At 73.3% G+C, this 26,605-nt stretch carries 15 protein-coding genes and 1 pseudogene; 10 read left to right on the top strand and 6 right to left on the bottom strand.

All coding sequences use genetic code 11. The features are described 5' to 3' along the window. Positions 1–26 precede the first annotated feature (26 nt). Genes AQJ27_RS24665 through AQJ27_RS24645 form a run of 5 tightly spaced genes read left to right on the top strand, consistent with a single transcriptional unit; the run spans position 27 to position 12,552 of the window. Positions 27–908, top strand: a complete 882-nt coding sequence (locus AQJ27_RS24665) for a DUF4132 domain-containing protein (protein ID WP_067372819.1) — start codon at positions 27–29, stop codon at positions 906–908. Then, the gene (locus AQJ27_RS24660; protein ID WP_067372817.1) at positions 905–5,800 is read left to right on the top strand and encodes a hypothetical protein; all 4,896 of its coding nucleotides are present in this window, start codon (positions 905–907) and stop codon (positions 5,798–5,800) included. Before AQJ27_RS24665 ends, AQJ27_RS24660 begins: the two co-directional genes overlap by 4 nt. After that, positions 5,797–7,044, top strand: coding sequence for an ATP-binding protein (locus AQJ27_RS24655; RefSeq protein ID WP_079065224.1), 1,248 nt, complete (start codon positions 5,797–5,799; stop codon positions 7,042–7,044). The genes AQJ27_RS24660 and AQJ27_RS24655 overlap by 4 nt, the downstream gene beginning before the upstream one ends. Further along, positions 7,031–10,786: a vWA domain-containing protein gene (locus AQJ27_RS24650; protein WP_067372814.1), complete on the top strand. Its 3,756-nt coding sequence runs from the start codon at positions 7,031–7,033 to the stop codon at positions 10,784–10,786. Before AQJ27_RS24655 ends, AQJ27_RS24650 begins: the two co-directional genes overlap by 14 nt. Continuing rightward, a complete protein-coding gene (locus AQJ27_RS24645; RefSeq protein ID WP_067372811.1) occupies positions 10,783–12,552 on the top strand; it encodes a hypothetical protein in 1,770 nt (589 codons plus the stop codon). The genes AQJ27_RS24650 and AQJ27_RS24645 overlap by 4 nt, the downstream gene beginning before the upstream one ends. A gap of 14 nt (positions 12,553–12,566) precedes the next feature. Here AQJ27_RS24645 and AQJ27_RS24640 read toward each other — a convergent pair whose 3' ends face one another. Further along, a complete protein-coding gene (locus tag AQJ27_RS24640) occupies positions 12,567–13,154 on the bottom strand; it encodes an Rv1733c family protein (RefSeq protein WP_067372808.1) in 588 nt (195 codons plus the stop codon). Between the two features lie 270 nt (positions 13,155–13,424). Here AQJ27_RS24640 and AQJ27_RS24635 point away from each other — a divergent pair, with 270 nt between their 5' ends. Further along, complete coding sequence (locus AQJ27_RS24635; protein WP_067372805.1) at positions 13,425–14,510, top strand: WD40/YVTN/BNR-like repeat-containing protein; 1,086 nt, start codon at positions 13,425–13,427, stop codon at positions 14,508–14,510. A gap of 161 nt (positions 14,511–14,671) precedes the next feature. Then, positions 14,672–17,152: a SpoIIE family protein phosphatase gene (locus AQJ27_RS24630; protein WP_425275225.1), complete on the top strand. Its 2,481-nt coding sequence runs from the start codon at positions 14,672–14,674 to the stop codon at positions 17,150–17,152. Here the strand turns inward: AQJ27_RS24630 and AQJ27_RS24625 are convergent. Then, a complete protein-coding gene (locus AQJ27_RS24625) occupies positions 17,106–19,190 on the bottom strand; it encodes an AfsR/SARP family transcriptional regulator (protein WP_067372802.1) in 2,085 nt (694 codons plus the stop codon). The two genes, AQJ27_RS24630 and AQJ27_RS24625, sit on opposite strands and share 47 nt — an antisense overlap. A gap of 162 nt (positions 19,191–19,352) precedes the next feature. On the opposite strand from AQJ27_RS24625, the gene AQJ27_RS24620 reads away from it, so the two are divergent. Continuing rightward, on the top strand, positions 19,353–20,240 hold the full coding sequence (locus tag AQJ27_RS24620) for an alpha/beta fold hydrolase (RefSeq protein ID WP_067372799.1): 888 nt from the start codon (positions 19,353–19,355) through the stop codon (positions 20,238–20,240). A gap of 144 nt (positions 20,241–20,384) precedes the next feature. Continuing rightward, positions 20,385–22,283 carry a Na+/H+ antiporter NhaA gene (gene nhaA / locus AQJ27_RS24615; protein WP_079065223.1) on the top strand — a complete coding sequence of 633 codons (1,899 nt, stop codon included), beginning with the start codon at positions 20,385–20,387 and terminating at the stop codon, positions 22,281–22,283. A 215-nt stretch (positions 22,284–22,498) separates the two neighbouring features. Here the strand turns inward: nhaA and AQJ27_RS58785 are convergent. The 4 genes and pseudogenes from AQJ27_RS58785 to AQJ27_RS24600 all read right to left on the bottom strand — a co-directional run. After that, positions 22,499–22,756: pseudogene (locus tag AQJ27_RS58785) on the bottom strand (PIG-L family deacetylase); the annotation flags it as partial. A 41-nt stretch (positions 22,757–22,797) separates the two neighbouring features. Further along, positions 22,798–23,703 carry an NAD(+)/NADH kinase gene (locus tag AQJ27_RS24610; RefSeq protein ID WP_096239942.1) on the bottom strand — a complete coding sequence of 302 codons (906 nt, stop codon included), beginning with the start codon at positions 23,701–23,703 and terminating at the stop codon, positions 22,798–22,800. A 190-nt stretch (positions 23,704–23,893) separates the two neighbouring features. Further along, positions 23,894–24,190, bottom strand: coding sequence for a zinc-ribbon domain-containing protein (locus AQJ27_RS24605; RefSeq protein ID WP_067373474.1), 297 nt, complete (start codon positions 24,188–24,190; stop codon positions 23,894–23,896). Positions 24,191–24,546: 356 nt separating this feature from the next. Beyond that, entirely contained in the window at positions 24,547–25,224 is a 678-nt protein-coding gene (locus AQJ27_RS24600) for a uracil-DNA glycosylase (protein WP_067372796.1), read from the bottom strand. A gap of 179 nt (positions 25,225–25,403) precedes the next feature. Here AQJ27_RS24600 and AQJ27_RS24595 point away from each other — a divergent pair, with 179 nt between their 5' ends. Beyond that, entirely contained in the window at positions 25,404–26,450 is a 1,047-nt protein-coding gene (locus AQJ27_RS24595) for an N-acetylglucosamine kinase (RefSeq protein ID WP_235613567.1), read from the top strand. Positions 26,451–26,605: the final 155 nt, after the last annotated feature.

Below are 26,605 nucleotides of genomic sequence, written 5' to 3'. Positions count from 1 at the left end.
CAGGTGGGTTGGGGAGGGGTCCTGTCATGGGTTGGATCGAGACATCCAGTGGGTATGCCGTCACGTTGGACGGCACACAGGTGCGGTGCCGCAACGCGGCGGGACGCACGCTGAAGCAGGTGCCCGCGAAGCTGCGGGACGACGTGGAGGTCGTCCGGCTGCGGCAGTTGGCCGAGTGGCTGGAGCGGCATGAGCGCGAGTGCCGCTCCCAGGTGGACACCTGGATCGTCCGCTCCCTGCCCGTGCCGACGGAGCTGCTGGCCCGGGTGTGGCCCGACGCCGCCTGGCAGGCGGCGCTGCGGGACCTGGTGGTGGCGCCGGTGGACACGGACGGCACGGTCGCGCTGGAGCGCGCCGGATTCCTGCGGGACGCGGATCCGGAGCAGGGCCTCGGCGTGGTCGACCTGGACGGCGACTCGGTCCGACTCGCCGCGCGGACGGTGGTGATACCGCATCCGGTGCTCCTCGAAGACCTGGAGGAGCTGCGGGAGTTCGCGGCGGAGCTCGGTGTCGAGCAGGGCGCCGGTCAGTTGTTCCGGGAGGTCTGGCCGCGGCCGGACGAGAGGGACGGCGCCGCCTTCGAGTGGAGTGCCTACGCGGGCGGGAAGTTCGAGGAACTGCGGCACGCGACCGCGCGGGCGGGTTCGTACGGCTATCGGGTGCGCGGCGGGTACGCGGTGTGCCCGCTGGTCGAGGACGGGGTCGCGGTGGAGGCGGCCTACTGGATCGGCGCCGACTACCCGGAGGCCGAGACCCGCACCGGCGGCCTGGAGTGGCGGGTCGCGGGCGGGCGCCGGCTGCCGTTGCGGGAGGTGGGGCCGGTCGCCTGGTCGGAGGGGGTCCGGATGGCGGCGTTGGTGTACGCGGGGCGTGTGGTGAACGGCGAGGACGAGGAGGGGGAGCTGTGAGCGCGGATCAGCTGCTGGAGTCGGGAGCGGTACTGCCGTTGGGCGAGGCTGCCGGCGATGTGCTGACGGCACGGACGTACGGGCATCCCGTACTGGAGGGGCGCACGGTGGTGCGGCTGGTGCCCGAGGCGATCGGGCCCGCCGAGGACCTCGCCCTGGAGTACCTGGGCTTCGGCACCGCCGACTCGGCGCCGGTGGGGCGGGTGAGGCGCCAGTCGCTGGGCTTCCCCGCCTGGGCGCTGGTCAACGACCCGGTGAACGGGCACCATGCGCTCGCCGTGGTCAAGGAGATGGAGCGGCTCACCCGGATGGTGTCCAGCAAGCCGGGCCACGCCAAGGACGGCTTCGACGAGATCGGCGCCCGGCTGGACCGCTCGGTGCCGCACTTCCTGCCGACGTACTACGAGCAGGTGGCCCGGTTGTTCCTGGCGGCGGAGTCGCGCCAGCACGCCGCGTCGTTCTTCGGCAAGGCCCGGGCAGCCGAACAGCGGCACGCCCTCGACGTGGACGAGGACCGGCTGCGGGAGGTGTTCCTGGAGTTCGCCGGGGCGGGCGCGCTGAGCGGGAAGGCGCTGCGCGACCACGCCAAGGGGCTGGCGGCACGGCTGTCCGGCACAGCCGCGTACGAGCAGTTCAGGACGCTGTCGTCGCAGCGCTGCGCGGCCGGGATCGCTCCCTACGCGGGCATGCTGGAGGATCTGCGGCGGCTGGCGAAGGGTGCGGGGCTCGATCCGCGCGCCGAGGAGCGTGCACTGCTCGCCGCGATCCTCCCCTCGGGCGCCATGAACCGCGCGGCCGGAAGCTTCTGGAAGTCCGCGCTGCCCGCTCTGGCGGAGCTGGCGCACGAGGATCCGGCGGTACGGGAACGGTTGTTGACGCTGATGCCGTCCACGGGCGGTGATCAGCGCGAGGAGTTCGACGCGGCGTGGCTGGCGCTGCTCGACGCCTGCGGGGCGATCGGTCTGCTGGTCGACGGCACGGTCGACGCCGCCGACTGGCTGACCTCCTGGGACCGGCACCGTCAGCGTGGCTGGCGGCAGCGCAAGCGGCTCGTCGAGGAACTCGCCCTGGTGGAGCGGCTGGCACCCCGGCTGATCGCCGACGGCAAGCCGGCGCGGCTGCTGCGCGAGCGGGGCTGGAACGCCTACGTGGATCTCGACCTGCTGGACACCGCCCTGGCGGCGGGTGTGCCGGTCGCCGACCCTTCCCCGGGAACCGAGGGCCTGGAGCTGCGCTACTGGACGGACGACGAGCGCCCGGGCCGCCGGGACCTGCTCGCGGTCACCACCGACCCCCGTTTCGCCCCTCTGTTGCGCAGGGCGGTGGAGAGCCTCTCGCTCGTGGACGGACCCGGGTCCGGTCCTTCGGCCCGCGTGCGGCGGCTCGCGGACCATCCGGCGCTGCGCACGGCCGTGGCGGGCTGGCTTCGGGACCGTGCCGCCGAACTGGCCGAGCCGGTCGGCCTGCCGGGGCTCGACGAGCTGCTGAGCAAGGTCTCCCGCTTCTCGGCACCCGCCGTACTGGCGACGGCACCGGAGGCCGTCCGGCGGATCGTCGGCTTCGATCCCGCGCCGGTCCTGGGCCGCACCCTGCGCGCGGGCATCCTCGACGAACTGGGCTGGCCCGCCCTCGAAGAGGCCCTGGAAACCCTCGGCAAGGTCGCCCCGCCGACGAGCGGACAACACCCGTGGCCGCACCAGCCCGGCCGTTCGTACCAGTACGCGGACGCCTGGCCCGCGCTGATCGTCCGGGTCGAGACCCAGGTCGCGCTGGCCGGCCCCGACGCGCTGCTCGACGCGCGCACGCTCACCCTGCCGTCCCAGGGACGCCAGTACGGCGAGCCGACGGTGCGTCACGTGGACGGTCAGTGGCTCATCGCGTCGGGGTACGGGAACGAGCAGCGGGCCGTCTGGTCCGGGCGCCCCGCCGACGTGTTCAAGCCGACGGGCCTGCCGGGCGGCTGGTACGGCGGCCACCCGGTGTCGCTCGCGCTGCCCGACGGCGGCCGCTGTTTCGGCGGCCGGCCCGTGCACGCCGGGGACACCACGTTCGCCGAGCAGCACCGTGAGATCGCCTCGGACGGCATCTCGTACTGGGTGCTGCACGAGAACCGCTGGCACGAGTACGACCCCGCCTCCGCCAAGCGCGGCCGGATGTCGGTGCCTGCGTTCTTCGACTCGGCGCTCGCCGACGCCCGCCCGGGCATCGTCCTCACACAGACGGACTGCCGCCTGCTGCCGGTCCAGCCGGGTCTGGAGGGCTCGCCGTTCGGCAGCAAGGACGGGCTGCTCGGCTGGTGGGTGACGCACGACCAGAACTCCGGTGCCTGGACAGCCTGTTCGGTCGACGGGAGCCGTAGTCCGGCGACCACCAAGGGCATTCCGGCTCCGCCCCTGCGCCTGCCGGGCGGCGCCTTCCTGCACCCCGTGCAGGAGGGCTGGAACCGCACGATCGTCGAGCTGTGCGACAGGGACGGCCTGCCGCTGGCCCGCGTCCAGCTGGGCAACCGCAGCAGCGCACATGCGGCGGGCACCCGCTTCCTGCCCCCGCTGTGGTACTGGCACGCCCTGCGCCCCCGCGACGAGCACGGCTCGGCCGCGCTGCGGGCCGTGACCGACGCGGACGCCACCGCGCTGCTGGCCGCCGTCCGGGACGGCGAGAGCCCCCGGGAGGCCGTGGCCCGGCTGCTGCCCGCCGTCACCGACGAGCGGCTCGCCCTCGGGGTGGCCGGGTTGGTCGAGGAGACGGCCCGCTGCGTCAAGCGGATCGCCACGCTCGCCGAGCGGGCCGAGCGGCCGGTCGCCGCGCCGCGGGACGAGGTGGAGGAGGAGGTCCGGCACGCGTACGACCACGTCCTGCGCGAGGCGCTGCGGGAGCTCGCCGCTCCCGGGCACTTCTACGGTTACTACGGCAACGAGCAGCACGCCACCACCGCCGTCGACCAGCTCAGGGCGCTGCGCGCACTGTTGGCCCCGGGCACACCGCCCGCGAAGTTCCCGTTCGTCGGCACCGGGGTCGCCTGGCTCTCGCTGACCGGTCCCGGCACGGTGGCGGCCGCCCTGCGCGCCGCCGCGCCCACCACGCGGGACGACCAGCGCGCCGGGCTGCTGGAATTCCTCGACGCCGTCCTGTCGGTCGGCGACGGCGTGCTCGTCGATCCCCGCGGACGACTGCGGGTCGTGCAGCTCAAGGCCTCCCGGTCGGAGCGGCCGGAGCGCGTCGGGGAGGTGCTGGCCTCGGGCGACCGGCGGCTGCTGATCCTGTCCTGCCAGAAGATCGACGCGGGCGACGCGTACTGGAACGCCGTCGAGTACGACCCGGCGGGCGGGTTCGGCCCCTGGGAGGGCTTCGCGCTCGTCGAGTCCGAGATCCGGGGTACGTCCGGGGACGAGGTCCTGGCGCCCGCCGTACGGCGGTTGGTGGCGCTCGTGAGGGAGCGGGGACCGCTGCCCTACCGGCCGGAGCAGGCGCGGGAGTTCGCCGATCGGGTGGGGGTGAGCCCGGTGGCCGGAGCGCTGCTGCTCCTCGGGCTGCCCGGGCTCAACTCGTACGGCAAGGACGGGCTCCTGCCCGCCGAGCAGCTTCAGCCGCTGGGCGCGAAGAGCGCGGAGGCACGGGCCGCCCGGAGCGCCCTCGGTGAACTGTCCGTCGCGGAACGGCAGTTGTTCACCGCCGCGCTGGTCCCCGCGGATCCCGGACGCATGGAGCGGCTGTGGACCGACGGTTTCGACCTGGAGCCCGTCGTACGGATCTGGATCGAGCGCCGGGGGCGGCGGCGGGCGGCGCCGCCCGAGCTGATCGCGCGGATGGTGAGCGAGATCGGGCCGGGCCGGATGCTCGACGCCGCCCTGAACCCCCAGGCTCGCCCCGAGCTGACGGGCCGCACCGAGCAGCGGATGCGGGGCAACGGGCTCGAACCGCTGGACGCGCAGGCCCTGTTCACCGGATCCACCCTGGCCGCGTACGTCAGCATGCTGCGCTGGCTCGCCTATCGACTGCCGTACGGCGATCCGCTGCGCGCGACGCTGCCCGAGACCCTGCGCATGCTCCGCGAGCGCCTCACCGACCCCGGGCTGCTGCTCGACCTCGGGGTGACCTGGGGACATGACGGGAACATGGTGTCGACCCGGGTACGGGAGACGTTCGGGCTGCCCGCCCAGGGAGGCGGAGACGCTGAGGGCCTGCTGCGGGCGGGCCCGGCGATCGTGCTGGCGCCGATGCGGCACCGCTCGGAGTGGGACACCGTATGGGTGCGGCCGTCGGCCGTGCTGCCGCAGGCGGGCGAGGAGGGCGGACCCGATCACCCGGCGCTGAAGCTGCTCGCGGCGCTGAGCCGGGACAGCGGGCAACTGCAGTCGCTGCGCACACTGTTGAGCGAGGAGTTCACCGCCCAGATCACGGCGGACGGCCCTCCCGGAGCCGCACAGCACCCGGCGCACAGTGTGCCGAAGCTGGTGGCCGAGGCAGCGCAGCGGTGCGGGCTCTCCGAAGACGCGGCCGGGCTCTATCTCATGCTGCTCGCGCTCCCGGACCCCACGGACCGCAATCAGGCGGCCTGGACCGGCTGGAAGCCCGCCCGGCTGAAGCGGGCCAGGGCCGAACTGGCCGCCGCCGGACTGGTGGTGGAGGCGAAGCGGTCCCGGGCCGGGCGAGCGCAGTTCCTGCCCGGCGGCTGGCTGGAGCACAAGGCGCCGCGGCTGCCCGTCGAGAGCTGGAAGACCCCGCTGCTGCCGGAGACGAACCACGGTTTCGTGGTGCCGGACCGCCCCGTGCCGGAGTTGTTCGCGCGGGCCTGGCGGCGGGTCGTCGAGGGTGACGCGCCCGGGTTCGAGGAGTTCGCCGGGCGCGGTGGCAGAGGTGGCCGGGGCGGCCGGAGCGGAGGCAGGGCATGAGCGGCGGACAGAACACGGCGAACGGGACGACGGCAGCGGGCGCGAAGGCCAGGACGGACGTGACGGAGGCGGTGGGCGTAACGGTTGTGTCGGGCGTAACGGGTGTGCCGGGTGTGTCGGGCGCGCGGCAGATCGAGCTGCCCGAGGACCGTCACGCCGAGGAGCTCGCGTTTCTCGCGGAGTACGACGAAGGCCCGCGACCGCCGGGCTGGCACCTGACCCCGCGCGCCGTGGTGACGTTCGTGTGCGGTTCGGACGGCGAGACACTGAGCGGGGCGGACGGGCGACGGCTCGTCGTGTCACGGAAGTTCGTGGGCGACCGGGGACTCGTCGAGCGGTGTGTGGTGACGCTCGCGGGCGAGCGGGGTCTCCTGCTGGTCGGCGAGCCCGGCACCGCCAAGTCGATGCTCTCCGAACTGCTGGCCGCCGCCGTGTGCGGCACCAGCGCGCTCACCGTGCAGGGCACCGCGGGCACCACGGAGGACCAGCTCAGATACGGCTGGAACTACGCGATGCTGCTCGCCACGGGACCGAGCCGAGCGGCCATGGTGCCCTCACCCGTGCTCACGGCGATGACCCGGGGAGCCGTCGCCCGGATCGAGGAGGTCACACGCTGTCTGCCCGAGGTGCAGGACGCCCTGGTGTCCCTGCTGTCCGAACGACGCATCGCCGTACCGGAGTTGGCCGGTGGTCCGGACGGGGACGGCACGGTGCACGCCGTGCCGGGGTTCACACTGATCGCGACGGCCAACCTCCGTGACCGCGGTGTCTCCGAGATGTCCGCCGCCCTCAAGCGCCGCTTCAACTTCGAGACCGTCGGACCGATCGACGACCTCGACGCGGAGACGGAGCTGGTCCGTGGCCAGGCCACGGCGGCGCTCGCCCGCTCGGGTGCCCGTTTCTCCGTGGACGACGCGGTGCTGGAGGCGCTGGTCACGGCCTTCCGGGATCTGCGCTCGGGCCGGAGCGCGGAGGGCTGGGAGGTCGAGCGGCCCACCACGGTGATGTCGACGGCGGAGGCGGTGCAGGTCGCCACGTCCATGGGCCTGGGCGCCGCGTATCTCGGGGACGGCAGGGATGTCGTGCGCACCCTGCCCGGCCATCTGCTCGGCACGGTACGCAAGGACGACCCGGCCGACCACGCCCGGCTGCTGGGCTACTGGGACGGTCCGGTGCGGCGGCGCGCGGAGCAGGGCGCCGCGCTGTGGCGGACGCTGTGGGAGCTGCGCGATGACCTCGTGTGAGGCAGTGGCCGACTCGGCGGCGTCGCCCGAGGTGGCTCTGGAGGCGCTGGCGGAGTGTCGGGAGCCGTTCCTGATCGGCGTGCGGCACCATTCGCCGGCGCTCGCGGCGGCCGTGCCCGGTATGTTGTCGGCGGCGGCGCCCGAGGTGCTCCTCATCGAGCTTCCTGAGGAGTTCGCGCCGTGGCTGGAATACCTGGGGGATCCGGCGACGGTGCCACCGGTGGCGCTGGCGGGGAGCCGGGAGCACGGCGGGGTGGTCTTTCTGCCCTTCGCCGAGTTCTCCCCGGAGCTCGCGGCGATTCGGTGGGCGAGGGAGGCAGGGGTGCCGGTCGTGCCGTTCGACCTGCCCCTGGCCGCGCGGGACGCGCAGGAGCGGGCTCGGGAGGTGGCGCAGGAGCCGGGTGCGGGCCAGGCGGGTGGCGGGCGTGGGCGGCTGGCGGCCGCCCTGCGAGCGCGCGCCGGGGGCCGGACGGAGGACGACCTGTGGGCGCGGCTGGTGGAGTCGGGCGCGCCGGGCGCCGCGGCGGAGGAGCTGCGGCGCGCCGCGCTGCTCGTGGGCTGGGCGTTGCGGGCGGACACGGGAGAGGACGCCGTGGACCCGTACGACCTGCGGCGCGAGGCCAATATGCGGGGACGACTGGCCGAGTACGCGGGGCGGCGTACGGCGGCGGTGATCGGGGCGTTTCACGCGCCCGCGCTGCTTCGGGCTGGTACCGGCCCGGTGGGTTCGGGTGTCGGGCCGGTGAGTTCAGGTGTCGGGCCGAAGCGTTCGGGCGCCGGGCCGGTGAGTTCAGACGCTGGGCCGGAGCGTTCGGGCGCCGGGCCGGTGAGTTCAGACGCTGGGCCGAAGCGTTCGGGCGCCGGACTCGCGGCGGACGTCTCCTCGGTCATCACGTCCCTCGTGCCCTACTCGTACCCGCTGCTCGACGAGCGGTCCGGGTATCCGGCCGGCATCCGTGATCCGGAGTGGCAGCGGGGGGTGTTCCGGGCGGCCGGGGAGCCGGGGCGGCTGGACGAGTTGCTGACGGCGACGGCCGTGCGGATCTGCGCCGCCGTCCGCGAGGCGGGGCATCCCAGTGGCCCCGCCGACGCCCGGGAAGTGGTGCGGGTGGCGCGGGATTTGGCCACCCTGCGCGGGTTGCCCGCCGCGGGCCGCGGGGAGCTGGTCGAGGCGGTGCAGACGGTGCTCACGCAGGGCCAGTTGCTGGGTCGGGGGCGGGTGGTGGCCGCGGCCATGGAGCGGGTGCTCGTCGGTGACCGGCAGGGGAGACTCGCTCCCGGCACGCCACGCTCCGGCCTCGGCCCGGCGGTCGAGGGCCTCCTCGCGGAACTCTCACTGCCCTCCCCCACCGCTCCCGCCCGTCGTGAGCTGCGGCTCGACGCGCTGCGGTCCGAGCTCGACCGTCGGCGCGAGATCTGTCTGCGCAGGATGGCGGTCTGCCGTGTTCCCTACGGCGAGGAGGCCGACGTCGCGCAGGTCGGCGACGGCGCCGCCCTCACCACACGGTGGACGGTGACCTGGACGCCGTCGACCGCGGCGATGCTGGATGTGACCGGCGTTCACGGAGTGACGTTGGAACAGGCGGCCGGCGGCGTACTGGAGCGGCGACGGGCGGTGGAGCGGCGCGACGGCGGTCCGACCGCGGCCCAGGTGCTCGCCGGGCTCGACGACGCGGCGCGCTGCGCCCTCCCGGGGCTCGCCTCGGAGCGCCTCACGGAAGTCGCCGAACTGCTGCCCGCGTCCGGAACGCTGCCCGAACTCCTCGGCGGGCTCGACCTGTTGAGCCGGATCGGCGCGGGGCATGTGCCGGGCTTGCCCGCCCCTTGGGAGAAGGCGCGGATCGAGGCCGCGTACGAGGAGCTGGGCGCCGCCGGTGTCCGCGCGCTCGACGGGCTGACCGGCTCCACCGACACCGCCGACGCCCGCGCTCTGGTGGACCTCGCCACCCGGGTGGACGCCGCGGGCGGCGGGCTCCGGCTCGCGGACGCCCTCGGCCGCCTGGACGAGGACGGTACGCCGCTGATCCGCGGCGCCGCGGGAGCCGCCCGGGTGCTGCTGGGGCTGCGGGAGGCGACGGGGTTCGGCACCCGGCTGGCCTCCCGTGTCGACGGTGCCGTGACTCCCGAACTCCGTTCCGACCTCGCCGCGTTCCTGCGCGGCACACTGCTCGCCGCCGGTCCGCTGCTCGAGACGGGCGAGGCCGTGGACCCGCTCCTGGAGCGCGTCGAGTCCCTGACCGACCGGGCCTTCCTCGACCGCCTGCCGGCCCTGCGCGCCGGCTTCGAGGTCCTGGCGCCGGCGGCCCGGTCCCGGATGCTCGCCGCGGTGGAGGACCGCACCGGCCTGGCGGTGGGGGAGTTGCCGGACGCGGTGGCGGAGCCGGGGTTCCTGGCCCGGATGGCGGCGGCGGATCTGGCGGGGCGGACGGCGTTGGCGACGGCGGTGTTGGCCCCCTGGGGCACGGACCCGACGCCGACCTCGAATCAGCCCCCTCATGACAACCCCGGCGTGCCCAACAACCCCGGCGTGCCCAGCAACCCCGCCGTACCCGACAGTCCCGCCACACCCAACAATCCCCCTGTCCCCGACAGTCCCGCCAGACCCAACAATCCCCCCGTACCCAACAGCCTCGGCCCGGGAGATCGCTGGCGGCTCCTGCTGGGCAGGGCACGGCAGTTGACGGGGCGAGCCGGCCGGATCGCGCGCGCACTCGACGAGTTGTACGGGAGCGGGCGCGGCGAGGGGGTCGCAGAGCCCGGCGATGGCGGCGCCGGCGGCGGGAGCGAGGCGTCGTTCCCGGATGTGCGGAGCTGGTCCGAGGAGCTCGCGGCGCTCTTCGGCCCCGGGGTACGGGAAGAGGTGCTGGCTGCGGCGGCCGATGCCGGACGCGTCGACGCGCTGCAGGAACTCGACCCCGCCTCGGCCCGCCCCTCGGTCGAACTCCTGCGGACGGTCCTCTCGTACGCGGGAGGCATGCCCGAGCAGCAACTCGCCCGGCTTCGGCCCCTGGTGGCCCGGCTGGTCAAGGAGCTCACGGACGCTCTCGCCCACAGGCTGCGGCCCGCCCTCGCCGGTCTCGCGCATCCGCGGCCCACCCGCAGACCGGGCGGCCCCCTGGATCTCGCCCGCACCGTGCGCGCGAACCTCGCGACGGCGCGCCGCGATCCGGCGACGGGAGCGGTGACGGTACTGCCCGAGCGGCCGGTCTTCCGTACCCGGGCCCGCAAGGCGGCGGACTGGCGGCTCGTGCTGGTCGTCGACGTGTCCGGGTCCATGGAGGCGTCGACGATCTGGGCGGCGCTCACCGCGTCCGTGGTCGCCGGGGTCCCGGCACTGAGCACGCACTTCGTGGCGTTCTCGACGGAGGTCGTGGACCTCACCGACCAGGTGGACGATCCCCTCGGGCTGCTCCTCGAGGTGCGGGTCGGCGGCGGGACGAGCATCGCCCGGGGCCTGCGGCACGCGCGCTCACTGGTGACGGTTCCCTCCCGCACACTGGTCGTCCTGATCAGTGACTTCGAGGAGGGGGGTCCGGTGGGCCCCCTGCTGTCCGAGGTGCGGGCACTCGTCGACTCGGGCTGCCATGTCCTCGGCTGCGCCTCGCTGGACGACGCGGGCCGACCCCGCTACTCGACCGGTGTGGCGGGACAGCTGGTGGCCGCGGGCATGCCGGTGGCGGCCCTCAGCCCGCTGGAACTGGCCCGCTGGGTGGGCGAACGCATGGGAGGTACCCACCGATGACCACGCTTCCCCGACCGATCACCACGCTTCCCCCGGTGACGGCCGAAGTGGCGGCCGCCGCGCTGGAGTCGCTCCCGACCCGTCTGCGCAAACGTGCCGACTCGGCCGCGGCCAAGGCGGCCGACTGGCCCGTCGCCGTTACGGACGCGACGGTCGTGGTGCGGGTCGACGACGCGACGACGGTCACTCTCACCACCACGGCCGGAGTCGTGACGTCCCCCGAGGATGCCGTGTGCAGCTGTCTGCTCGCGCCCGCGTGTCTGCATCGTGCGGCGGTGCTGACGCTGGCACCGCTGGCGGAGGAGACGGACGGGCCGGCGTCGACGGCGGTCGTGCCGTCGGACGCCGGCGACTCCACCCCTGTCCCTCCGGAGACCGGGGCCCTCGACCTCACTCCCCCGCAGTCCGCCGCGGTGCACGCCCTCCGAGCGGCCGCGACCGCCGTACTGACAGCCGGAGTGACCGGCTCCGGTGCCGTGCACCGCGCCACGCTCCTCCATGCCGCCCACTCGGCGCGCGTCGCCGGACTTCACCGCGCCGCGGCCGCGGCCGTCCGGGTGGCGCGACGGCTCTCCGAGGCGGGCACCGGGGACCCCGCCTTCCGGCTGTCGGAACTGGCCTCGGAGCTGGCGGAGTTGCTGACCGTCGCCGTCGGGCTGCGCCGCGCGCCGGACCCGGTTCTGATCGGCACCGCACGTCGGGCCTATACGGCGAACGGTTCGCTGCGGCTGCACGGTCTGTTCACCGAGCCGGTGGTGACCGCTTCGGGGTACGCCGGGGCGGTCACGTACGCCCTCGCGCAGGACGGCCGGCTCCGCTCGCTGTCCGACGTGGCGCCGGGCGACGCCGACCGTGCTCGGCAGGCCGCGGGCTCCACGGTCCCCGGCGGCAGCGCTCTCACCCTGCGGGAGTTGGGCGACCACGGCGGGGCGATCCTCACCGACCCGACGGTCTCGCCGGACGGGCGGATCGGCGGTGGCGGCGCGGTCCGTTCCGTACGGGCCTCGGGGGCCCGTTGGCACGAGGAGCCGCTCGACACGCTGTGGCGGCGTTCCCCGGCCGACCAGGTGGCCGCCACGCTGCGGTGGTCGGCCGAGCCCGCCGACGAACGGGACGCGGGTGGTGACCTGCTCTTTCTCACCGGGACGATCACCGGCGGAGGGTTCGCCGTGGCCGGCGGTCCCCTGGTACGCCTCCTGGCGCCGGACGAGCGTCCCGAACTCCCCTACGTCGAGAACCTCCGGCTTCTGGCGGGGGCCCACGGTCTGTCCCTGCGCCTCGTCGCGCGGCTCGCGGCGGACCGGCCGAGCGGTGTACGCGCCCTCGCCGCGGCTTGGCAGGACAAGGACGGTGACCCGATCCGCGCGGACCTCGGCCTGCGTCGCCTCAATCGCACCCACCTGCCCGGGACCGGCACGGCCGTCGTCCCTTCCGTCCCGGCGCCCGCGCTTCCCACGGAACTCGACCTCCTGCGGCGGGCCGTGGACCGCGCGGTCGCGGGTGGCCGCGCCGTCACCGCCACCGTGGCCGACGGCGAACTCCCTCGTCGGCTCGCCGCGGTGGGTCTGACCACGGGGGCCGCGTGCGCGCGGGCCCTGGTGGACACCGCGTCGGACCGGCGCCATGACGCGCTGGGCCGACTGCGGCCGGTCGATCCGGAGGCGTACGCCCGCGCCTGGCTCGCGTCGTCCACGTACGCCTCGGCCGCCACGGCATCCCTCCTCACGGCCGCGTGGGCACCGGAGGAGGACCACGATCCGGCCTGACCCCTGGTGTCTCCTCAGCCCGTCTTCCGCCCCCACAGGGGCCCGACCCGCTGCCAGTCCTCGTCCCACTGCGCCATGCGCCGCCGTTCCATCCGTCCGCGTACCAGCCGTCCGCCGATGAACGGCACACCCGCGACACTCACCCCCATCAGGATGCCCACCAGCGCGGCACGCAGTTGGGCCTGGGAGGGCGTGGGGGGCTCGGCGACGAGGCGACCGCCGGCATCCGTCCATACGGTCACCGGGGTGCCCCCGGGGCTGCCGACGGGCACCCTGGCCTGACCGGCGTGCGGCGAGCCGTCCGCGGCGGTCCAGTGGACCTTCGCCCAGACCATGTCGGCGTCGTTCGCCGACGCGGTCGACTTCGGCACGTCGTCGTTGAGCAACGCCAGAACCGAGTGCCACTCGGCCCGCTGCCGGGCAAGGCCGTTCTCCACGGACTGCGTCGCCAGCAGACAGGTGAGCACTCCGCCGAGCGCGGTGAGCGCCCAGGCGACGAGCACGATCCATGCCTCCAGCGCGTCACTGCGACGCCGCAGCGGGTTGCGCCGCCATCGCCACAGCCACACCTTCGGAGCCTTCGGACCACGGAATGCCGCCATCGATGGCATCCTCCTCACGACCGCACGGACATGCCACATCGCCCTCCCATACGGGATCGGTCCCTCCGATGCTCACAACGAGCCCCACGACCCGACCGTTCCACGAATCCGGCCATCCCTCGCCCGCAGGCGCGTCGGCCGGGACGAGACGTCGCCGACGACCAACGCCACCCGGCTGACCTGCGGTAATTCGACGTACAGGGGAGTCTGTCAGTGCCGGGGTGCAGACTGGCCGATGTCTGAGACGACGTCGTCGCGGAGGTGGTCGGCATGGCCGAAGTACTGCTCACCGTCGGTACACGCAAAGGGCTGTTCATCGGACGGCGGCGCGGCGCCGCCTGGGAGTTCGACGAAAGTCCGTACTTCAACGCGCAGGCCGTGTACTCGGTGGCGATCGACACCCGCGGCGGGACACCACGGCTGCTGGCCGGAGGGGACAGCGCGCACTGGGGTCCGTCCGTCTTCCACTCCGGCGACCTGGGGCGGACATGGACCGAACCGGCGCGGCCCGCCGTCAAGTTCCCCAAGGACACCGGGGCTTCGCTGGAGCGGGTGTGGCAGTTGCACCCGGCGGCGGCCGAGCCGGACGTGGTGTACGCGGGCACGGAACCGGCCGCGCTGTACCGCTCCGAGGACAGGGGCGAGTCCTTCGAGCTGGTCCGGCCCCTGTGGGAGCACCCCACCCGGTCGCAGTGGGTGCCGGGCGGCGGTGGCGAGGGGCTGCACACCGTCCTCACCGACCAGCGCGACCCAAGAGCCGTCACGGTCGCCGTCTCCACGGCGGGGGTGTTCCGTACCCACGACGGCGGGGCGAGCTGGGAGCCGTCCAACTCCGGTGTCTCCGCGGTGTTCCTGCCGGATCCGAACCCGGAGTTCGGGCAGTGCGTGCACAAGATCGCCCAGGACGCGTCGACCCCGGACCGGCTCTACCTCCAGAACCACTGGGGTGTGTACCGCAGCGACGACGCGGGCGGCGAGTGGACCGACATCGGCGCGGACCTCCCGTCCACCTTCGGGTTCGCGGTGGCCGCGCATCCGCACCGCGGCGAAACGGCGTACGTCTTCCCCATCAACGCGGACGCGGACCGCGTCCCGGCCGACCGGCGCTGTCGTGTCTTTCGCACGCAGGACGCGGGCAGGACCTGGGATCCGCTGACCGCGGGGCTGCCCACGGAGGACCACTACGGCACGGTGCTGCGCGACGCGCTCTGCACGGACGGCGCGGACCCGGCGGGTGTGTACTTCGGCAATCGCAACGGCGAGGTGTACGCGTCGGCGGACGACGGGGACAGCTGGCGGCAACTGGCCTCTCATCTGCCGGACGTGCTGTGCGTACGCGCCGCGGTCGTCGGCTGAGGCCCGGGAGCCGCCGCTGGGACGACATCCGGCGTCGGTCACCCGCCGTGGCGGTGCCGACCCGACCAGTAGCGAATTCACCGCGTCGAACGGTCCCTTGCGCCGCTGGCGCGCCGCTGCAGGAGGCGCGAGCATGGAGGTATGGGGATGGCGGTGAAGACGTGACACCTGCGATTCCGGAATCGGGCGAAGGTCCCGGCACACAGCCCAATATCGGTGCGGAAGAAGCAGCCTCGGACGCGGCGGCGATCGTCACCCTGGCCGGCATGGTGATCGGCTGGACCAGAAGCGCGGAAGAACTCCTCGGCCGTTCGGCCCGCGAGGTCGTCGGAGGCTCTGTCGGCCGTCTGCTCGCCGTGCCCGAAGACCCCTGCCGCGTAGCGGCGATCATGGAGCGCTGCCGTGGGGGCCAGGCCTGGAGCGGAGAGGTCACGCTGTCGCATCGCGACGGCCGTCGTGTCGAAGTGAATCTGCGGGTTTCCGCGTCGTTCCAGGTCGGCGACGACGAGTGTTTTCTCGTCTCGGCACGGGAGCGCGTCATACGCCGGGCCATGGGGCAGTCCGTGCTGGACGGGTTCCTGACCCGTTCGCCCGTGGGAATGGCCATCGTGGACATGGACCTGCGCTGCACCTGGGTCAACAACACCCTGGAGAGCATCGGCGGCATACCGCGTGAGCAGCGTCTTGGCCGACGCCTGACCGACCTCTTCCCGGGCCTCCACGCGGAGGCCCTCGAAGACGTGATGCGCAAGGTACTGCGGACCGGGGAGCCGGTCAGCGACTTCGAGTACCTCGGCTGGAGCTGGGCCGACCCGCATCGGCAGCACGCCTACTCCACTTCGTTCTTCCCCTTGATGGACGTCGAGGGCGGCGTCACGGACATCTGCTACATGGTGCTCGACGTCACCGACCGGTGGAACGCCCGCCAACTGATTTCCATGGTCAATGAAGCCGGCGCCTGTGTGGGCAGCACCCTGGACGTCATGGAGACGGCCCAGGAGCTGGCCGACTTCGCCGTGCCCCGGTTCGCCGACTTCGCCATCGTGGATCTGCTGGAGCCGGTCCTCAGCACCGAGGGGCACGGAACCTGGCTGTCCGACGCGGGTCCGGCGGTGACGGGGCCGGTGATGCGGCGGGCGGGCATGAGTTCCGTCCGGGAGGGGTGCCCGGAGGCGGTCGCCCAGGTCGGCGATCCGGTGGACTTCATCCCGCCCCCGCACGATCTCGAGCTCCTCGTGAACGGCGAGCCCGTCCTCATACCGGTGCTGAACCCCGACAACCCTCAATGGGCCGTCGAACAGCCGTCCAGGACCTCGAGCATGCGCGAGTTCGGACTTCACTCACTCATCTCCGTGCCGATGCGGGCCCGGGACACCGTCCTCGGCCTCACCACCTTCGTCCGCTCGCGGAACCCGGCTCCCTTCACCTCGGACGACGTACTGCTCGCCCGGGAACTGGTCGCACGAGCGGCCGTCTGCGTCGACAACGCCCGCCGCTACACACGGGAGCACCACGCCACGCTGACGCTCCAGCGCAGCCTTCTGCCCCATACGCTGGAGGGCGGCATGGCCGTGGACGTGGCCTCCATGTATCTGCCCGCGGACGCCAAGGACGGTGTGGGCGGAGACTGGTTCGATGTCATCCCGTTGTCCGGAGCCCGAGTCGGCCTCGTCGTGGGCGATGTGGTCGGCCACGGTCTGAGTGCGGCCGCCACCATGGGCCGGCTGCGTACCGCGGTGCAGACGCTCGCCGACATGGATCTGCCGCCCGACGAGCTCCTGGCCCACCTCGACGACCTGGTGCTCCGCCTCAGCGAGGAGGAGTCCCATGACGCGTCGGCCGACCTGATCCGGACCACGGTGATGGGTGCCACCTGCCTGTACGCCATCTACGACCCGGTCACACGGAACTGCACGCTGGCCCGGGCCGGCCATCCGCCGCCGGTCCTCGTGACTCCGGAGGGCCGGGTCAGCTTCCCGGAACTGCCGGCCGGTCCACCACTGGGGCTGGGGGGACTCCCGTTCGAGGCAGTCGACATCGAACTCGCCGAGAACAGCCTGATCGGCCTCTACACCGACGGCCTCATCGAAGGCGACCAGCGGGACGTCGACGTCGGAATGGCCCACCTCGGGGACGCCCTGTGCCCCTGCGATCTCCCGCTCGAGGCGCTCTGCGCCAACGTGCGGGGCCTGACCGCCACGCCGCAGTCCGACGACGTCGCGTTCCTCGTGGCGCGCACGCACGCGCTCAGCGCCGACCACGTCGCCTCGTGGGACGTGGCCTCCGATCCCGCCGCCGTGGCCGGGGCCCGCGCCCTCGCCACCCGCCAACTCCGTGCATGGGGACTGGAAGAGCTGGCCATGGCGACCGAACTCGTCGTCAGCGAGTTGGTCACCAACGCGGTGCGCTACGCCCCGGGCCCCGTGCGACTGCGGCTGTTGCGCGCATCCCGTCTGATCTGCGAGGTCACCGACACCAGCAACAGCTCCCCGCGGCTGCGACACGCCCGGACCACCGACGAAGGGGGACGCGGGCTCTTCCTCGTCGCCCAGCTCGCCCACCGCTGGGGCACCCGGTACACACACGAGGGAAAGATCATCTGGGCGGAACTGGACTCGTCGGCGCCCGCAGCGCGGTGGTGATGTCGGCGAGGTGGTCCTCGACGGGGCCGAGGGTGACCAGGCCGCTGCCCGCGCCGGCGAGTTCCCCGGCGGCCGGCAGCAGGCGGGTGCGGGCCCGCTCCAGCACGTCCCGGTCACCGACCTCCAGCGCGACCACGGCCTCCAGGCAGCAGCACGCCTCGTACATCAGGTCGCGCGGCGGCTCCGGGAGCGCGCGCAGTGCCGCCCGTGCCTCGGCCCGGCGTCCGGATGCCAGCAAGGCGAAGGGCACGGCCCAAGGGCGGTACGGGCCCCAGTCCGCCCCCAGGTCGATCTCGACCGGCCCCGGATCGGAACCTCCTGGACCGGTTTCTCCTGAACCCGTACCTCCTGGACCCGTATCCCCTGGACCAGTTTCCGCTGACTCGGTGTCGGACCACGTCCTCCGGTACCGCACCCGCAGGCACAGCAGGGCGAACGGGAGAAGCCCACGCTCCAGGCCCGGCATCCCGGCGCCGTCCAGCCGTGCGGCGGCATCCCGGTAGGCGGCCTCGGCCCCCGCCGGCTGCCCGGACGCGGCCAGCCGCAACGCCCGGTACCACTGGGTGAAGACGCCCGCGAGCGGCAGCTCGTGGCGCTCGGCCAGCCGGTCCACGGCGGCGGCATGGCGGTCGGCCGCGGCGAAGTCGGCCAGCGCGCAGCGTGCCTGGAGCCGGATGAGGTGACCGAGTACCTCATAGGTCACCAGGTCGTGCCGGGCGGCCAGTTCGACCAGCTCCGCGCCGATCTCGTCACGCCGTGGGGCCAGGCCCGCGCGGGTGAAGGACTGCATGAACGCCCCGTTCAGCGCGAACGCCAGCAGCGCGGGATCGTCGAGACGCCGGGCGATCTCCTCCGCCTCGCGGGCGGCCTGCGGGCCGCGTGGTGCTCGGCTGCCGCGCGTCTCCAGGGCGATCGTGGCCAGCAGGCGGCACCGCGAGGCCTCGTGCGCGTCGCCCGGCGAAGCGGTGAGAGCGCGCTCGGCGGCCTCGACGATCCGTCGGGCCGGCTCCGGGTCGTCGCTGCGGGTCCAGATCGCGGGGACGTCGTAGGCACCGATCACCCGGGCGGTCAGGTCCGGGTCGCCGAACTCCTCCGCCGCCGCGATGGCCTCCATACGGTGCTGCCGGGCGGCCGCGAGCCCACCGCCCCCGGTGACCGCGAGGTTGCGGATCAGGCTCACCGTCGTCTCCAACCGGGCCCGGGCACCGGCGGCGACCGTGCGGTCGTAGGCCGCCGCCGTCCGTGTCCACAGCCGGGCCGTGGTCTCCGTCGGCCCGGCCGGCGGATCGAGCCCGGGATCCTGGGCGAGGATGTCCGCCTCCAGGCGGCGCAGCCGGGGCCCGGGGTCCACCCCCAGCTGGTCGGCCAGGACCGCCCGGGCTCTGCGCAGCACGCCCAGCGCATCCCCCTGACGGTCCTGCCGGTACAGCGCCAGCGCCAGCAGCCGCCAGGCGTCCTCGCGCCAGGGGTGAGCGGCGAGGTGTACGTCCAGGTCGGGCACCGCCTCGGCGGCCAGGCCGAGGGCCAGCTGCGTCCGCGCCCGCTGCTCCACCGCCTGGAGCCGCAGCTCGGCGAGGCGGGAGCGCTCGCCCCGGGCCCAGGCCTCCTCCTCGAACTCGGCGTAGGCGGGCCCGCGCCACAGTGCCAGCGCCTCCTCCAGTCGCGGCAGCGCTTGCGTGGCCGGCAGCCGCGCGGCGGCGCCGACGGCCGTCTCGAAGCACCAGGCGTCCACGGCGTCCGGCTCCGGGCGCAGCGCGTACCCGGGGCCGTCCGTGACCAGCAGCCGGGCGGGGGCCCGGGAGGGACGGTCCGGCTCCAGGACGCGTCGCAGCGCGGCGACAAAGGTCTGTACGGCGCCCACGGCGCCGGGCGGGGGATCCGTCCACAGGTCGCCGACCAGGTGGGTGACAGGGACGACCCGGCGGCGGGCCACCACCAGCCGCGCCAGCACGGCCCGGTGCCTCGGTCCCTTCAGCGCGAGCGCGCGGCCGTCGCTCTCGGCCACGGTCGGTCCGAGCACACCGAACGCGACCCGCACCCTCCTCGCCTCTCCCGACACCCTCGCCACGGTACTGCGCCGACGACGTGGTGATCCCGCACTGATCCCGTACTGATCACGTGCTGATCACCTGCTGATTCGCGCCCGGCAGGCTCGTCGTGTCCGTCACCTTCCGCTTCCGCCTTCCAGAAAGGGCGAACCATGGCACCGACCATCCCCGGTTTCGACTACCGGCGCGTCCCCGTCGCCGACGGTGTCGCGCTCCACGTCGCCGTCGCCGGATCCGGCAGCCCGATCGTGCTGCTGCACGGTTTCCCGCAGACCCACCTGATGTGGCGGCACGTGGCCGCCGACCTCGCGGCCGACCACACCGTCATCTGTCCCGACCTGCGGGGCTACGGCGCGAGCGACAAGCCCGTCGACACCGGCGCCGACGGGAACGCGTACGCCAAACGCACCATGGCCGCCGACGTCGTCTCGCTCGCCCGCGCTCTGGGTCACGAGCGTTTCGCCCTGGCGGGACACGACCGGGGCGCGCTGGTCGCCATCCGCGCCGGCCTCGACCACCCCGAGGCGATCACCCATCTCGCCTCGCTCGACGTGCTGCCCACGCTGGACATGTGGGACGTGATGCACGGGACCGGCGCGGCCGTCGGCTTCCACCTCTACCTGATGGCCCAGCCGCCGGGTCTGCCCGAGCGGATGATCCACGCCGCCGCGGACGTCTTCTTCGGTCATTTCCTCGACATCTGGACGCGGGACCCGAGGGCGATCCCGGACGAGATCCGCGCCGCCTACCTGGCGGCCTCCCGCGCGGCCGTCCCCTCCATCGTCGCCGACTACCGCGCCTCGGCCGGCATCGACGTGGAGCACGACCGGGCCGACCGTGCGGCCGGGAACCGGCTGCGGATGCCCGTGGCCGTTCTCCAGCAGGACTGGGGCGCGGCTCTCGGCTTCGACGCCGCCGCGCGGTGGCGCGCTTGGGCGCCCGACCTGCGGCACACGACCGTCTCCTGCGGTCACTTCATGGCCGAGGAGGCCCCCGCCGACGTCGTCAAGACCATCAGGGACCTCGTCGCCGACCACTGAGCGGACCGCTTCCCCGGCCACTGAGCGGATCTCCCCACCGGGCCACTGAGCGGATCTCCTCCCCGAGCACCTGGGCGGATCTCCTCCCCGACACCGTTTCGCCGCGTGCCGGACCACCCGCGGGGCGAGAATCAGGGGGTGACTGTGCCGGCTGAGACCTCGCCCTTGTCGGGGCAGACCGTGTGTGGCAAGGACGGGCGCGGTCCGCTGCGCTCCTTCCTGCGGACCGAGACCGGCAGTGCCTCGGTTCTGCTGGCCGCCACGCTCGTGGCCCTCGCCTGGGCCAACATGGGGCCGGGCACGTACGAGGCCTTCTGGAGCACCGAGCTGTCGGTCCGCATCGGGACGGGCGAAGTCTCCCTGGACCTGCGGGAGTGGGTGAACAGCGGGCTGATGACGCTGTTCTTCTTCGTCGTGGGACTCGAGGCGCGCCGGGAGTTCGACCTGGGCGAGTTGCGGGAGCGCAGAAGGGTCACGCTGCCGCTGCTCGCCGGGCTCTGCGGCATGGTCGTACCGATCGCGATCTACCTGGCTCTCAACGCGGGCCACGATTCCCTGCACGGCTGGGGCGCCGCCATGTCGACGGACACGGCCTTCGCCCTGGGCATGCTCGCTCTCTTCGGGACACGGCTGCCCGACAGTCTTCGGGTCTTCATCCTCACCATCTCCGTCGTGGACGACTTCCTGGCCCTGGCCGTGATCGCCGTCGCCTACAGCGGCGCCCTGGTCCTGCCCGCGCTGCTGACGGCGCTCGGCCTCTTCGCGGCCGTCGTGCTGGTGCGGCGCACCCTCGGGGTACGGGTTCCCGCCCTGTACGCGGTGCTGGGCGCGGCGGTGTGGGTCGCGCTGCTCAAGTCGGGGGTGGACCCGGTCGTGACCGGGCTCGCGATGGGCCTGCTCACCTACGCCTACCCGGCCGAGCGCGTCGACCTGGAACGAGCCAGCCGTCTCTTCCGGCGCTTCCGCGAGCAGCCGACGCCGGAGCTGGAGCGCTCCGTACGGCGCGGGATCGCCTCGACGCTCTCGCCCAACGACCGGCTCACGCGGATGTTCCACCCCTGGACGAGCTATGTGATCGTGCCGCTGTTCGCCCTCGCCAACGCCGGCATCACCATCAGCGCCGGCCAGTTGGCCCATGCCTTCACCTCGCCGATCGCCCTCGGCATCTTCCTCGGCTATGTGCTCGGCAAGCCGCTCGGCATCATCGTCGCCACCTGGCTCACGACACGCGCCAGCGGCGGGCGGCTGCACCCGCCGGTCGGCTGGGGCGCCATCACCGCGGGCGGCACCCTGGCGGGAGTGGGGTTCACCGTGTCCCTGCTGATCGCGACCCTCGCCTTCGACGGGGCCCGGCTGGCGGAGGCGAAGATCGGCATCCTCGCCGCCGTGGTGGGCGCGTTCCTCCTCACCTGGCTGGTCACCTCGGTGATCGGCGCCCTTCCCAAGCGTTCCCGTGTCCGGGCCCTCCTCGGTACGGGCACCACCATCGTCGACCTCAGCGACCCCGTGGACGTGGACCGCGACCACGTACGCGGCCCGCTGGAGGCGCCCGTGACGCTCGTCGAGTACGGGGACTTCGAGTGCTCGTACTGCGGCCTGGCCGAGCCCGTGGTGCGCGAGCTGCTCGCCGACTTCGGTGACGTGCGCTACGTGTGGCGGCATCTGCCGCTGACCGACGTCCATCCGAATGCCCAGTTCGCCGCGGAGGCCGCCGAGGCCGCGGCCCACCAGGACGGGTACTGGGAGATGCACGATCTGCTGATGCAGCACCAGGGTGACCTGCGGCCGAAGGACCTGCTCCGCTACGCCGAGGAGATCGGCCTGGACGCCGAACGGTTCCGCAAGGACCTCCGCGAAGGCACGGGGACGGCCCGGGTCGCGGCGGACGTGGAGTCCGCCGACCTCAGCGGTGTTTCGGGCACCCCGACGTTCTTCGTCAACGGGCGCCGCCACCACGGCGCCTACGACATCGCCTCGCTGTCGGCGGCGGTGCGCGCCGCGCGGCAGCGGGCGGCGCTTCAAGGGGTCGGCCGGCAGGACTGAGCCCCCGATCGAGCGGAGGGATCCAGGCGTCGGGTCCGAGGGCGGCCTCCGCCAGGGCCCGCACCGCTGGCAGACTCGAGAGCGACACGGCGATGTAGTGCAGCTTCGGCAGGCTCCGCGAGTGCCGGCCGCCCTCCTCGCCGGGAGATCCGCCGGCCCGCTTGGTCCACTCGAAGGCGGCGACGGTCAGCTCGTGCGTACGGACATGGCCGGACCAGGTCACTGACGCCGAGCGCGGCTCCCGACTCGGCGAGCTCGCGGGAGCGGCGTGCGGCGTGCGGCGTGCGGCGTGCGGCGACCTGCGCCGGCTCGTGGTCGCGGTGCCCGGGCTTGCTGCTGCCGGCTCCGTCGCCCTGCGCACCCTCGGTGCGGGTGACGAGAACCGTACGCACTCCGGCGGCCGCATATCGGGCGAGCGTGCCGCCCGTCTGACCGGCCTCGTCGTCCGGATGCGCATGGACGACCATCAGCATCGGCCGCTGTGCCGCTCACGACGCGTTCCTCAGCCCGCTCCTCAGGACCCCGTCGAGGGGTCGGCGGGGTCCTGGGAGGTTCGCGCGCCCGCTTCGATACTTCCTTTGATGCCGAGTTTTCTGCGTGCTCGCTGGTAGAACGTCGTACCGCCCAGGCGCACGACATGAGCCGCCGCGGGGCACGCCGACACGGTGACCCGGTCGCCCGCGTCGAGGTAGCCGAGCACCTCGCCGTCGACCTCGACCGCCAGTCGCCCGGTCGTGGGGAGGAGTTCGAGGGTGACGTCCTCGTCCGCGGGCAGGGCGAGCGCCCGGTCGAACGACGAGTGCGCGCTGGCGGGGACGACCAGGATGGCTTCCACCCGGGGCGAGAGGATCGGGCCGCCCGCCGCGAAGCTGTACGCCGTCGATCCGGTCGAGGTGGAGACCACGACGGCGTCGGCGGCGTAGCGGATGAACTCCTCGCCCTGGAGCCGGATCGCGATGGCGGCCATGCCGCTGCCGGGTACCCGTACAAGGGCGATGTCGTTGAACGCACGGACCTCGCGCCCGTCCGGGAGGCGCGTTCGTACGGCCATCCGGGCCTCGGTCGTGAACTGGCCGCTGTCGATCCGGTCCAGCGCCGGCTGGAGCTCGTCGACATCGATCTCCGCGAGGAAGCCCAGTCGGCCCAGGTTGACGCCGAGCACCGGAGTGGCGCTTCCGGACAGCAGCCTCATGGAACGGAGCATGGTCCCGTCCCCGCCGAGACTGACGATCAGATCGGCCCGGGCGACGAGGTCCTGATCCGGTACGGCCACGGCGCTGCAGGCGATACGGCCCACTTCGTCCGGCAGCCCCAGCACCTCGGCATCGTTCTTGCGGGCCCACTGCACGACCGACTCGATGACCGGCCCCGGATTGCGCCGGGGATGCAGGATCAGGCCGATCGATCCGATCAGACCCATGAGAGGGTTCCCTTCCGTCGAGACGCCATGTCCAAGTAGTCCATCATTGCCCGACGAGGGGCATTTCCGACCTATGCGGCACGGGATGCAACCTGGACGACTCGTACGGAAGGGGTCGGCGGCGGACCGGCGCCGTCCGCGGGGAGCGCGGCGCCGCCGACGTACCGCCGCGCCGGTCCCCGCCCCCGGCTCAGGCCTGGTACGGCTGCTGGGGCTGCTGCGGCTGGCCGTGCTGCTGGGCGGCGTGCGCGCTCGCGGCCTGCGCCTGCAGCTGCTCCGCCTGCTCCTTGGTCGCCTTCTGCTCCGCGCCGCAGAAAGTGCACTGCGTCGCGTACTTCGACGAGATCGGGAACAGCGGCACGAAGAACAGCGTGAACTTCGTGACACGCTTGCGCAGCGTGTGCGCCGAGGGATTGCCGCAGTGGCCACACACCAGCGTCAGTATCGCGAGCTGGTACAGGTATCCCCTGGTGCCAAAAATGATCATGCTGTTGGTCCCTCCCGGGTCGGTGCGGACGAGCTGCGGAGTGCAGTCGCGGAGCACAGTCTCATGCACGTCGACGGGCTCGGCGATGGCGGGGTTGCACGATGCCGCCCGAAAATCCGACGGGAGCTCGGATGCCGCCGGTCCTGGGGCGAGGTCGCGGTGACGGCGAGCGGGGCGACTGACGCTCCGTCACGGCCGCACCGACGACGGTCAGATCGGTCTCGTCGTCCACGACAGTGGCGCGTCCCGCGCCTTCCGGCGGGCACCGCCGCGCACCGGTGCCCGCCCCGTCCCTGCCCACAGAACCCGTACGCGCCCCGGAACCCGCGCGGATGGCACGAGATCCGGTGACCGCTCTACGGCAGGCGCCAGTCCACCGGCTGCACGCCCTGCCTCTCCAACAGCTCGTTGGCCCGGCTGAACGGACGCGAGCCGAAGAAGCCGCGGTCGGCCGACATCGGTGAGGGGTGCGCGGACTCGATCGCCGGGAGATCCCCGAGCAGCGGCCGCAGGTTGCGCGCGTCACGCCCCCACAGGATCGACACCAGCGGCTTCTCCCGCGCGACCAGCGCCCGGATCGCCTGCTCCGTGACCTCTTCCCAGCCCTTGCCCCGGTGCGCCGCGGGCTGGCGGGGCGCCGTCGTCAGCGCCCTGTTGAGCAGCAGCACCCCCTGCTCGGTCCAGGGCGTCAGATCGCCGTTGGACGGCCTGGGCAGCCCCAGGTCCGTGTGCAGTTCCCGGAAGATGTTCTCCAGGCTGCCCGGCAGTGAACGCACCTCAGGCGACACCGCGAAACTCAGCCCGATGGCCATCCCCGGCGTGGGGTAGGGATCCTGGCCGACGATCAACACGCGGACATCGTCGAAAGGCTGCTGGAAGGCTCGTAGGACATTCGCCCCGGCCGGGAGATAGGTCCGGCCCGCCGCTATCTCGGCCCGGAGGAAGTCCCCCATGGCGGCGATACGTTCGGCCGCAGGTTCCAGAGCCTTCGCCCAGCCTGCTTCGATGAGTTCATGCAAGGGTCGTGGTGCCACGACGTGCCACTCTACTGGCACACGCCGTGACACATTCCTACGGATTCCCACGGACGAGCACCGCGCGCGAACCGGCCCCTCGGCGCTAGTCTTCCTCCGCGCCGAGATCACCGAGCCGGTCCAGCCGATCGCCCAACCGATCGCCCAACCGGCCGGTCCGCAGAGAGGAGGGGAGCCTGTTGCGTCCCTCCCACGCGTCGGCCGGTGTGCTGGCGGTGGACTCGGGTGGCTCGGGGCTGCGGGCTGCGCTGGCCGTGCACGGCCATGTCGTCGGCGTTCCACTGACCTCCAAGGAGCCGGTCCGCACCGGCCCGCGCGGCATCGACGCCGAACACCTGCTGGCGCAACTGCTCCCGATGGCCAGGGAGTTGATGGCCGCCACCGGGACGGAGGAACTCGGGGCCGTCGCCGTCGGAGCGGCGGGTCTCGCCACCCTCGGCGACGCACTGCGCGCCGAGCTGCCCTCCGCGCTGGAGCGCGAACTCGGCGTGCGACGGCTCGCGTTGGCCGCCGACGCGGTGACCGCGTACGTGGGCGCGCTCGGCCCCCGGCCGGGCGCGGTGATCGCCGCGGGCACCGGCATGATCGCGGTCGGCACCGATCTGGGCGGCTGGCGCAGGGCGGACGGCTGGGGCCACCTGCTCGGCGACTGCGGCGGTGGGGCGTGGATCGGCCGCGCCGGGCTCGAGGCGGCCCTGCGGGCCTTCGACGGGCGCCCCGGCGGGTCGGCGGAGCTGCTGGCGCGGGCCGAGCGGATGTTCGGGCCGGTGGCCGGGTTGCCGGGCAAGCTGTATCCACGCACCGACCGGCCCGCCGTACTCGCCTCCTTCGCGCCCGAAGTGGCCGCGTGCGCCGCGTCCGCCGTGGGCGACCCCGTCGCGCGCGACGTGCTGTGCGCCGCCGCCCGGCACCTGGCCGACTCCGCGGCCGCCGTCTGCCCGGACACCGGGGAGGACCGAGTCGCGCTCACCGGGGGCCTGTTCAAGATGGGCGACCCCCTCCTCGTACCGCTGCGCGCGGAGTTGACGCAGCGGTTGCCGCACGCCCGGCAGGTACCGGCCGCGGGTACCCCGCTGGACGGCGCCGTACGTATCGCCTTCGACCTGGCGAGCGACCGGCTCACGCTCCCCCGCGACGAACACATGCTCTACGTGATGACCGAAAAGAGCACAACCTCGCCATCCGTCACCCGAAAGGAGGATTCATCCAGCCTGTCGGACAAGTGAAGTTGACTCCCGCACGGGTCGTCACAGGAGCACCACAGCACCGGCGAGTCCAGCCACACCGATCATTTCTGATCCACGCGTAACTCATCAGACAAAAGGGGACGGATACCGCTCACCTGCACCCTCCCCGAACAGGGGAGCCCAAGAAACCAGTA

The sequence above is a fragment of the Streptomyces olivochromogenes genome (genome assembly GCF_001514115.1).
In the GTDB taxonomy this organism is placed as follows: Bacteria; Actinomycetota; Actinomycetes; order Streptomycetales; family Streptomycetaceae; genus Streptomyces; species Streptomyces olivochromogenes.
The sequence above is the reverse complement of the archived record's forward strand: the minus strand, read 5'-3'. Positions and strand labels throughout refer to the sequence as shown.

What these genes read in the sequence shown, in the direction of transcription:
- AQJ27_RS24665 (WP_067372819.1), top strand. Translation starts at nt 27, where the DNA reads ATGGGTTGGATCGAGACATCCAGTGGGTATGCCGTCACGTTGGACGGC.
- AQJ27_RS24655 (WP_079065224.1), top strand. Translation starts at nt 5,797, where the DNA reads ATGAGCGGCGGACAGAACACGGCGAACGGGACGACGGCAGCGGGCGCG.
- AQJ27_RS24650 (WP_067372814.1), top strand. Translation starts at nt 7,031, where the DNA reads ATGACCTCGTGTGAGGCAGTGGCCGACTCGGCGGCGTCGCCCGAGGTG.
- AQJ27_RS24645 (WP_067372811.1), top strand. Translation starts at nt 10,783, where the DNA reads ATGACCACGCTTCCCCGACCGATCACCACGCTTCCCCCGGTGACGGCC.
- AQJ27_RS24640 (WP_067372808.1), bottom strand. Translation starts at nt 13,154, where the DNA reads ATGGCGGCATTCCGTGGTCCGAAGGCTCCGAAGGTGTGGCTGTGGCGA.
- AQJ27_RS24635 (WP_067372805.1), top strand. Translation starts at nt 13,425, where the DNA reads ATGGCCGAAGTACTGCTCACCGTCGGTACACGCAAAGGGCTGTTCATC.
- AQJ27_RS24620 (WP_067372799.1), top strand. Translation starts at nt 19,353, where the DNA reads ATGGCACCGACCATCCCCGGTTTCGACTACCGGCGCGTCCCCGTCGCC.
- AQJ27_RS24610 (WP_096239942.1), bottom strand. Translation starts at nt 23,703, where the DNA reads ATGGGTCTGATCGGATCGATCGGCCTGATCCTGCATCCCCGGCGCAAT.
- AQJ27_RS24605 (WP_067373474.1), bottom strand. Translation starts at nt 24,190, where the DNA reads ATGATCATTTTTGGCACCAGGGGATACCTGTACCAGCTCGCGATACTG.